The 9,802-nt window shown below is 66.5% G+C and carries 7 protein-coding genes; 3 read left to right on the forward strand and 4 right to left on the reverse strand.

The window, feature by feature from the left end; genetic code table 11:
* On the forward strand, positions 1-1,380 hold a 1,380-nt coding region (locus QOD90_RS02700; protein WP_526346412.1), incomplete at its 5' end, for an MMPL family transporter.
* A 10-nt stretch (positions 1,381-1,390) separates the two neighbouring features.
* On the opposite strand, the gene QOD90_RS02705 is transcribed toward QOD90_RS02700, so the two are convergent.
* A complete protein-coding gene (locus tag QOD90_RS02705; RefSeq protein ID WP_526346414.1) occupies positions 1,391-3,748 on the reverse strand; it encodes a Tex family protein in 2,358 nt (785 codons plus the stop codon).
* 101 nt (positions 3,749-3,849) lie between these two features.
* The gene (locus QOD90_RS02710) at positions 3,850-5,178 is read right to left on the reverse strand and encodes an acyltransferase family protein (protein WP_526346416.1); all 1,329 of its coding nucleotides are present in this window, start codon (positions 5,176-5,178) and stop codon (positions 3,850-3,852) included.
* Positions 5,179-5,269: 91 nt separating this feature from the next.
* On the opposite strand from QOD90_RS02710, the gene QOD90_RS02715 reads away from it, so the two are divergent.
* Entirely contained in the window at positions 5,270-6,178 is a 909-nt protein-coding gene (locus QOD90_RS02715; RefSeq protein ID WP_526346418.1) for a hypothetical protein, read from the forward strand.
* 6 nt (positions 6,179-6,184) lie between these two features.
* Here QOD90_RS02715 and QOD90_RS02720 read toward each other — a convergent pair whose 3' ends face one another.
* Complete coding sequence (locus QOD90_RS02720; protein WP_526346420.1) at positions 6,185-6,895, reverse strand: polyamine aminopropyltransferase; 711 nt, start codon at positions 6,893-6,895, stop codon at positions 6,185-6,187.
* A gap of 313 nt (positions 6,896-7,208) precedes the next feature.
* Complete coding sequence (locus QOD90_RS02725; protein ID WP_526346422.1) at positions 7,209-7,616, reverse strand: nuclear transport factor 2 family protein; 408 nt, start codon at positions 7,614-7,616, stop codon at positions 7,209-7,211.
* A gap of 116 nt (positions 7,617-7,732) precedes the next feature.
* Here QOD90_RS02725 and QOD90_RS02730 point away from each other — a divergent pair.
* Positions 7,733-9,802: ATP-binding protein (locus QOD90_RS02730; protein WP_526346424.1), on the forward strand; the 2,070-nt coding region annotated here is incomplete at its 3' end.

Below are 9,802 nucleotides of genomic sequence, written 5' to 3' on the forward strand. Positions count from 1 at the left end.
CCGGCGCAGATGAGCATGGGCGGCACCAGCTCGCAGATGAACCAGAAGTACCTGCAGGACACGTTCGCGAACATGCTCAAACAGGCCGACGACATGCAGACCATGATCGACACCCTGACGAACATGCTGTCGCTGATGGATGAGCTCAGCGCCAACATCCACGACATGGCTGGCAAGATCACCGAACTCACCAACACGGTGTACGACCTGCGTGACCACATCGCGGACTTCGACGACTGGTTCCGTCCGTTGCGTGCGTACCTCTACTGGGAGCCCCACTGCTACGACATCCCGCTCTGCACCGCGGGCCGCGGCATCTTCGACACACTCGACGGCATCGACCAAATCAGTGACCAGATCGGTGGTCTGGTCACCGACATCAACAAACTCGACAAGCTCACCCCACAGTTGGCGGCGTCGCTCCGACCGCAGCTCCAGCAACTGAGGGACACGAAGCAGATGATGCTGACGATGTACCAGACCCAGAAGGGTATGCAAGATCAGCAGACCGCGATGCAGGACAACCAGACCGCCATGGGCGACGCCTTCAACGACGCCATGAACGACGACACCTTCTACCTGCCACCCCAGATCTTCGACAACGCCGACTTCAAACGCGGCATGAAGAGCTTCATCTCACCCGACGGTCACGCCGTCCGGTTTATTATCAGCCACGAGGGCGACCCCTTGTCCGCCGACGGCATCGACCGCATCGACGCCATCAAGCAGGCCGCCAAGGAGGCCATCAAGGGCACGCCGCTGGAGGGCTCGCGGATCTACCTCGGCGGTACCGCATCAGCCTTCAAGGACATGGAGGAAGGCAACAGCTGGGATCTGCTAATCGCCGGAATCTCCGCTCTCACACTGATCTTCATCATCATGCTGCTGGTCACCCGCGCCCTCGTCGCCGCGGCCGTCATCGTCGGCACCGTGGTGATCTCCCTCGGCGCCTCGTTCGGGGTGTCGGTGCTGGTGTGGCAGCACCTGGTCGGCCTGCCCCTTCACTTCATGGTGATGGCGATGGCGGTCATCATCCTGTTGGCCGTCGGCGCGGACTACAACCTCCTGTTGGTGGCGCGCCTCAAGGAGGAGATCCACGCCGGTATCAACACCGGCATCATCCGCGCGATGGGCGGTACCGGCTCCGTCGTCACCGCGGCAGGGCTGGTGTTCGCGTTCACGATGTTGTCGATGGCGGTCAGCAATTTGGCCGTCGTCGCGCAGATCGGCAGCACCATCGGATTGGGCCTGCTGTTCGACACCCTGGTGATCCGCGCGTTCATGACGCCGTCCATCGCGGCGCTGATGGGCAAGTGGTTCTGGTGGCCGCAGGTGGTCCGGCAACGGCCGGCTTCGACGGGTGCGGTGCGGCTGCGTTAGCCGCGCCCGGTCAGCGTCCGAAACCCGCGTCGCGCAGCGCCTGCGCCATCGACCCCGCGGCCGGCGCGGACTCTCTCCGGCCGGAGTTCTTGTCGCGGTTCGGGTTTGGCCGCTCTCCGTGGTTCTTCGGCGCGGGCGGCCTGCCTTGTCCACCCGAGCCGCCGTGGCCGCCGCGCTGCTGCGGGGTGTCGTTGAGACGCAGCGTCAGCCCGATCCGCTGCCGATCCACGTCGACCTCGAGAACCTTCACCTTCACCACCTGCCCGGACTTCACCACCTCGTGCGGGTCGGAGACGTAGCGATCCGACATCGCCGAGACGTGCACCAGGCCGTCCTGATGGACGCCGACGTCGACGAACGCACCGAACGCCGCCACGTTGGTGACGATGCCCTCGAGCACCATGCCGACCTTCAGGTGGGCCACCTTCTCCACGCCCGCGGCGAACGTCGCCGTCGAGAACGCGGGCCGCGGGTCGCGGCCCGGCTTCTCCAACTCGGCGAGGATGTCGGTGACGGTCGGGATGCCGAAGCGGTCGTCGGCGAAGTCGGCGGGTTTCAGTGAACGCAAGGCTCGCTCATCACCGATGAGCTCGGCGAGCGTCACGCCGGAGCGGTCCAGGATGCGCCGCACCACCGGGTAGGACTCCGGGTGCACGCCGGACCCGTCGAGCGGGTCGTCACCGCCGTTGATCCGCAGGAAGCCTGCGCACTGCTCGAAGGCCTTGGGGCCCAGACGGGGAACCTTGAGCAGCGCCTTGCGGTTGCGGAACGGACCCGTCGACTCGCGGTGCGTGACGATCGCCTCGGCCAACGTGTCCGTCACTCCAGACACCCGAGCGAGCAACGGCACCGACGCGGTGTTCAGGTCGACACCGACGGCGTTCACAGCGTCCTCGACGACGGCGTCGAGGCTGCGGGCCAGCGTCCCCGGTGTCACGTCGTGCTGGTACTGCCCGACGCCGATCGACTTCGGCTCGATCTTCACCAACTCGGCCAGCGGGTCCTGCAGCCGCCGGGCGATCGACACCGCGCCGCGGATCGTGACGTCGAGGTCGGGGAGTTCGTGCGCCGCGTACGCCGAGGCCGAGTACACCGACGCACCTGCCTCGCTGACCATCGCCTTCACCGGAGCCTTGGCGCCCGACGCCGCGATGTCGGCGATCAATTCGGTTGCCAATAGGTCGGTTTCGCGGGACGCGGTTCCGTTGCCAATGGCGATCAGGTCCACTCCGTGGCGCGCGACCAGCGCCCCCAGCATCGCCTTGGATTCATCCCACTTCTGCTGCGGCTGATGCGGGAAGATGGCGCAGTGGTCGACGACCTTGCCCGTGGAGTCCACCACGGCGACCTTGACTCCGGTCCGGAAACCGGGATCCAAGCCCAGCGTCGTGCGGGTGCCCGCAGGCGCCGCGAGCAAAAGGTCCTTGAGGTTCTTGGCGAACACCGCGACCGCGTCCAACTCGGCGCGCTGCTTGAGCCGGATGCGGGCGTCGACTGCGGCGGACACCATCAGCTTGACCCGCCACGCCAGCTTGACGGTGGTGGCTAGCCACGGCGTTGCCGGCGCCTTGGCGGACAGGTCGACGCCGAGCGTTTGGGCGATCATGGCGTGATACACCTCGTCGTCGCCACCTTCGAGGTTGAGCGAGAGCACCTGCTCCTTCTCACCACGCATGACGGCGAGCACTCGGTGCGACGGCATCTTCTCTAGCGGTTCGGCGAATTCGAAGTAGTCGCGGAACTTTTGCGCTGCTGGGCTTTTCGCGGCGTCGGAGGTGGAAAGTGACGTGCGCATGGCGCCGTCGGCCCAGAACTTGGCGCGGACGGCCCCGACGAGTTCGGCGTCCTCGGCGGCACGCTCGATGATGATGTGCCGGGCACCCTCGAGAGCGGCGGCCGCGTCGGCGACGTCCTCGCCGAGGAACTCCCCAGCCGTCGCCTCGGGGACGAGTGTCGGATCGGCCAGCAGCCGGTCGGCCAGCGGCTCGAGGCCGGCTTCGCGGGCGATCTGCGCCTTGGTCCGGCGCTTCGGCTTATAGGGCAGATAGATGTCCTCGACCCGCGACTTGGTGTCGGCCGCCAGCAGCGAGGCGCGCAACTCGTCGGTGAGTTTGCCCTGCTCCTCGATCGAGGCGATCACCGCGGTGCGGCGGGCGTCGAGCTCCCGCAGGTAGCCGAGGCGCTCCTCGAGGGTGCGGAGTTGGCCGTCGTCGAGGCTGCCGGTGATCTCCTTGCGGTAGCGGGCGATGAACGGCACCGTCGCGCCGTCGTCGAGCAACTGGACGGTCGCAGCCACCTGGGCCTCCCGAACAGCCAGTTCGTCAGCAAGGCGGGCATTTACGGACTTGACGGCAGGGCTCGGAGTCACGCCGAGACCCTACCCAATGCGTCCGACGGGCCTCGGCGGGCAATGCCGGTGTGGTCAAGTCCAGGACCCGACTGGGCCGTCGACCCCGCTGTCCGGCAGCGCTACGACCCTGTTGCAGTAATGTTTTCGTGCCTGGAGTTCTGAGGTGCGGCGCACACCCGCGCAGCTACTGTCGTGGCCACGAAGAACCCGAGCGACGTCCAACCGGGGAGGCCACTGAGCCCGTACTTCGCCATCAGCAGGAGCGCCAGACCGGCTGCGCACACCAGTACTCCTGCGGCCACCGACCTGGCACCCGTGGCCCGCACCGGGGCGTCCCACCACGGCAGCCGGCGATGCTCCAGCGGCGAGAGCAACTTGAATGTCAAAGCCATGACGACCGCGAACACGACGGCCCGCAGTGCGAGGCGGCCCCAGAAGCCGGGCGCGTGCACGTCGTAGGCGTCGATGCCGACGGCGTGCAGGGAGAAGGTGGCCACCGCGATGGCCGGGATGTGCCACAGGTAGAGCGTCATCGCTCCCCCGTTGCCCGCCGCGATCGCTCCCCAGAGCCGAGTCCGGTCGGCCCAGCGACGGACAGCTCCGGCGGCCGCCACGAAGACGCACGACATCCAGGTGCAATGCAACGCGAGCAACAGCGTCGGAGGTGACACGTTCGACAGCCGTTCGGCCCCCGTCACGACCAGCGAGACCTCGTACGGTCCGGCGACGACCGCCAGGACCTGCGCGGCGAACGCGAGGGCGGCCACCGCGAGCGCAGCCCACGGACGGATCAGCTGACGTGCGTAGGCCACGCCGATCGTGACCGGGATCAGCCAGATGAAGACGAAGTTGGCGGCTCCAGCGTCCGGGGTGCCCACGGCGAGCCGGATCGCGTCCATCGCGGCCGAGGCGGCGAGAAGCGCGACGACGACGAGGATCACCGCGCGTCCGGTCCGCAACCGCGTCAGAGCGGGGACGAAGGCGAGCACGACGAGGTACACCCCGAGGAACCACAGGAGGGCGACGCACTCGCGCCCCAATCCGGCCGCGGACTCGGCTCCGAGCGTCATGCGGGTGACCAGAAGGCCCACCACCCACGCCGCGAGGTACCAGAACACCGGCCGGCACAGCCGCTGCGAGCGGGTGAACAACCAGGTACCCCACGCGGTACCAGGCTTCCAGCCGTAGGCGCCCGCCGCACCGCCGGCCAGGAAGAACAGCGGCATGACCTGCACCACCCAGGTGATCGGAGCGATCACGGGCATTTCGCCAAGCAGGTTGCCGATGCGCAGGCCGCGGGTGTCGATGGTGGCCAGCAGCAGCGCGCAGTGCCCGAACATCACCACGACGAGGGCGCCGAGGCGGGCGACGTCGACGGCGCGGTCGCGGACGGGTGCGGCGTCGTCGGCGACCGTGGGTGCCTCGGAGCTCGACTTGGTCAGTGCCATGACTTCAGCATGCCGTTCCCCGGGCTCGACGTGGATGAGTAGGACTACGCGACTTTGGGGCACGGGGTCGGATTCGCCTAGATTGCAGGTGATGCGTTTTGCACTGATCGTCCTGACCATGCTCATCGGCGTCGTGGCCTCGCCGATCGCCCCCGCGGGCGCTCAGCCACCGGCGATGCCCGACCTGCGCGGCTTCACCACGGTGTCGACCTACCCCTTCGCGATGGGCAACGAGGTGTACTTCCAGACGCCCGACGGGCTGCTCTGCGCGATTCAGCCGGATCGCGGCGCCGCCGGGTGCGATGGGCGGCTACCTGGCACGCCGGGCGAAGTCAACGAGATCGTCCTGGCCGCCGACGCCGGCGCCCGAGGGTTGCGCGCCACGGCCAATCACGCCTTCGTGAAGTCGACCGGTGACGCCGCCCCGGTGCTGCGCGAGGGACAGAAGATCGTGTTCGGCGACTTCGAATGTGCCGTCGGCGGTGGGTCGTTCACCGCCTGCACCAAGGGTGAGCCCGCGACGCAGTGGATGGTGGTGTCGCCCAACGGCACTGGCATCGGCCCCGCGACGGAGGGTCTGCCACCCAACTTTCCCGACCCGAACGAGTTCATCGTGGGCGACGACAACTACATCGTCGGCGAGGGCGCGAAGAACATGTTCCCGGTCTTCACCGTCGATGGTGGCCTGACGTGTTCGATCGTCGTGTACAGCGGCGGTGAAATCGGTTGCGACGGACCACTGCCCGGGGTTCGGGGCGGCCAGAACGAAGTCTTCGCAACGATTCCCGGCGGCGCCGGCATCCGCCGTACCGACGCCCCGAAGTTCAAGAAGCCGGCCTATCCCGGAACGATCAGGCAACTACCGGTCGGATACCGCATCCACGGGGTCGGCACGATCTGCATGGCCACCGCGGGTGGAGTGGCGTGCTTCGGCACCTCGGCCGGTGCGGTTCAAGGGTTTCAGGTGACGCCCACGGGCGTGACTACGTTCGGCGGGTGAGCGAGACTAGCTCGCGACGTAGACCGTGTTCGTCGAGTAGCCACCGGTCAGCGGGTTGGCGAACTGGACGATGGATGCCTCGGACCGATCGAAGACCTCGGCGAGGGTCACCTCGAAGTTCGGGTCGGGCGGATCATCGGACCACAGCGCGAAGACCCCGCCGGGATGCAGGTGCCCGACGAGCTTTCGCAGTCCCGCTGGCGTGTACAACGCGGAGTGGCTCGGGTGTAGGACGTGTCGCGGCGTGTGATCGATGTCGAGGAGGATGGCATGGAAGCGTCGGCCCGGTCTCGCTGGATCGAAACCGACGTCGCTGTCCGCCATGGCGAAGAAGTCTCCCCGCTGCAAGCGCACCCGTGGATCCGACGCCAATTCGGTGGTGTCGGGAAGCAATCCACGTTCGTGCCAGCCGATGACCTCTCCGAGCGCTTCCACCACGACGAGCGATTGAATTCGGGGATCGACCAGCGCTGCCTGCGCGGTGTAGCCGAGCCCCAATCCCCCGACGACGACGTCGAGGTCGGCATCGACCGCCTTGGTTAGGCCGAGGCGCGCAAGCTCCACCTCGGCCACCGTGAACAGGCTGGACATCAGGAACTCGTCGCCGAGTTTGACCTCATAGACGTCGACGTTCAGGGTCGGCTCGATCCGCCGACGAAGGCTAATGACCCCCAAACGAGTCTCGCACCAGTCGAGTACCTCAAAGCGTGCACTCACGACGCACCACCTACCCGCCCGGACCATCGCTCACCGGGAGCATCCCGGCGGGCGAATCCTACAGACGCACGGTCGGACAAGGGCTTGACGACGTCGCAAAAGCCGTTCTCGGCCTCATGCAAAAGCCGAAATCGCGCGTGATCGTTCGGCTTCGTGGCGTTGACCGGGCGAAAGTTCATGCCGCAGTGGATGTATGGGGCCTTGGAGCGAGCAATCGGTACCGAACGCGCGTTTCAGGATGACGTTGACGACGCACTGCGCACCGAATACAAGCAGAGGACGAAAACGTCCTAGAGCCGCCGGCGCCCCGAGTTCACCCCAACTGTGCGGCGATCGCTGCTGAGTCGAGCCAGATGTTCTCGCGGCTGATCAGCGCGTCCCGGAACTGAAATACGTGCAGCATCCGAAATGTGATGGTGCGCCCATGGCCTGGAAAGCCGAGTAGGGAACCCACGACCGCTCCCGTCATCGCCTGCTCGAGGATGATGGCGTCATTCGCCTGGAATCGACGCAACAGCTCCCACCCATGTGTGTGGAAGTTGGCGATCAGATACTGGTAAAACTCACGCGCACCGTCTTTCCCGTGGCTTGGGCTACCGGGAAACCCGACGACATCGTGCTCGACGTCGTCGGTATAGACAGCCACCGCGGCCTCGACGTCGCCTCGGTCCTCGGCCTCCATGTGGCGCGATACCAGGGCCTGCATTACGGCGCCGTCCATGCAGCCCCCTAGGTGCCCTCGGTGACGGAACGGAACCTAGCACGCAGCGGGCAACACGGTATTGAAATCCCGCAGGATCCGACGCGCGTTTGCGCTGCTGGTGACACGATGTTGAGGTGAGCGGAGGCGGGATGCGCTCGGGGGACGACGGCGGCATCGAGGGCCGACCGCGGATCGACGAACTGCTCGATCGGGCGGTTGCGGCGATTAATCGTGGTGACCGCGCTACCGCCACGGCCTTGGCCGGCCAGGTACTGGCGGCCGACGAAGGAAACTTCGAGGCTGAAGACCTCCTTGCGGCCACCGACGACGGCGGCGAGATCCGACGGCTCACGATCTTCTTCGCCGATCTGGTGGATTCGACAGTCTTGTCGACACAGGTCGAGCCTGAGACCTATCGGCTGGTGGTGGGTCGCTACCGTGACCAAGTCGTCCGGATCGTGGCGAGCTACGAGGGCCACATCGCTTCCACCAAGGGCGACGGCCTACTGGCCGTATTCGGTCATCCAATAGCGCACGAGGACGACGTGCGTCGAGCGGTGCAGGCCGGACTGGACATCACCCGGGTGGTGGGACGGCTCAGTCAACAGGCCAAACGTCGGTTCGGGATTGAAATCAGTGTCCGGGTCGGGGTTCACCGCGGGCTTGTCTACCTGGACACGGCCGGCGACGAAGTCTACGGCTTGGCCGCCAATCTGGCCGCGCGCGTCTCGGGACTCGCACTGCCAGACTCGGTGGCGGTGTCTCAACCCGTTGAGTCATTGATACGCAACAACTTCGAGGTAGATCCGCGGCCCGCTGCACACGTCAAGGGCGTCAAGGAGCCCGTTGTCCACTTCCTCGTCGTCACAGAGCGTACGCAGGTTCTACGGGCCGACCGCAGCCCCCTCGTCGGTCGCGAGGCCGAAGTACTACAGATCGAAAGCAGCTGGGCCAAAACACAATTAGGCACCCTCGTCACACCGGGCTTGGTGTTTCGAGGTGAACCTGGCATCGGCAAGAGCCGGCTTTCCGGGGTGGCCACGGAGTTGGTGCACCGCGACGGTGGACCGGTGCTGGAGTTGGCGGGATCACCTCTCCACCCCGATGCCGGCCTTCATCCCATCCGCACGTTACTGGAGCGACGCTGCGGCATCGGCCGCGCCAGTGATCATACCGAGCGGATTCGGCTGCTGGAGAACGAAGTCCGGGGGCTAGGACTAAACGTGCTGACGATCGTCCCGCTGCTGGCCGCCGTGCTCGGGATCGGGGCGGATGCCGGTTACGAGCCCGTCGCCGCAGAGGGCCGCAGGCTCTACGAGATGGTTTCCGAAGCGGTCCAGAACTACGTCCACGCGTGCTTTGGAGATCGCGCCGGCCTGCTGGTGGTCGAGGACGTGCACTGGTTCGATCCGTCCACAGTGGAGGTCCTTGGCGCGCTCCTCAACTCCGCGCGCGGTGACTTGTTGGTGGTGGTCACCGGGCGCCCCGGCGTTTGGTTGCCGACCGATTGGCCGGCACGCGTGTTCGAACTGGCCCCGCTGACCGACGAGCAGACCGATGAACTGATTGGCAGCCTGCATCCAGGCCTGTCGGCCATCGAGCGGGCAGAGGTGGTCGAGCGTTGCGATGGCGTTCCGTTCTACGTCGAGGAAGTCGTCGCCGGACTCAGCCAGACGGGCGTTCCCGAGACGCTGTACGAGCCGTTGTTCGCGCGGCTGCGCACCAGTCCGCACGTCGTGCCGGTGATCGAAGCCGCGTCCGTCATCGGGCGCGAGCTAGATCGCGACCTGCTGTGCTCCGTGGTCGACGTGAGCGACGAGGCGGTCGACAAGGCCATCGGCGATCTCGAGGACGCAAGGGTGCTGGAACCGTGGGGACAGGATACGTGGCGGTTCCGCCACGAACTTTTGCGCGAAGTCGCTGCCGAGTTGGCGCCGCCCACCGTGCGGCGGAAGCTCAACGCCAGGGTCGCCGATGCCTTGACCAGCGCTGGTGATCCCGAATGGCGGGTGGTCGCCATTCACTATGAGAGGGCCGGACGGTTCGACGACGCGGCCGCAGCCTACCGGCGGGCAGCCACCGAAGCCCGTCGTCGCGGTGCCTTGTCGGAGGCGCGGACGTGCTTGAGTCAAGCCCTCGAACAGCTTGAACACTGCCCACCAGGCGCAGATCGCGACCGCGGCGAAATGGCCACGCGTCTGGAG

The sequence above is a fragment of the Mycobacterium sp. genome (assembly GCF_032161845.1).
Taxonomy (GTDB): domain Bacteria; phylum Actinomycetota; class Actinomycetes; order Mycobacteriales; family Mycobacteriaceae; genus Mycobacterium.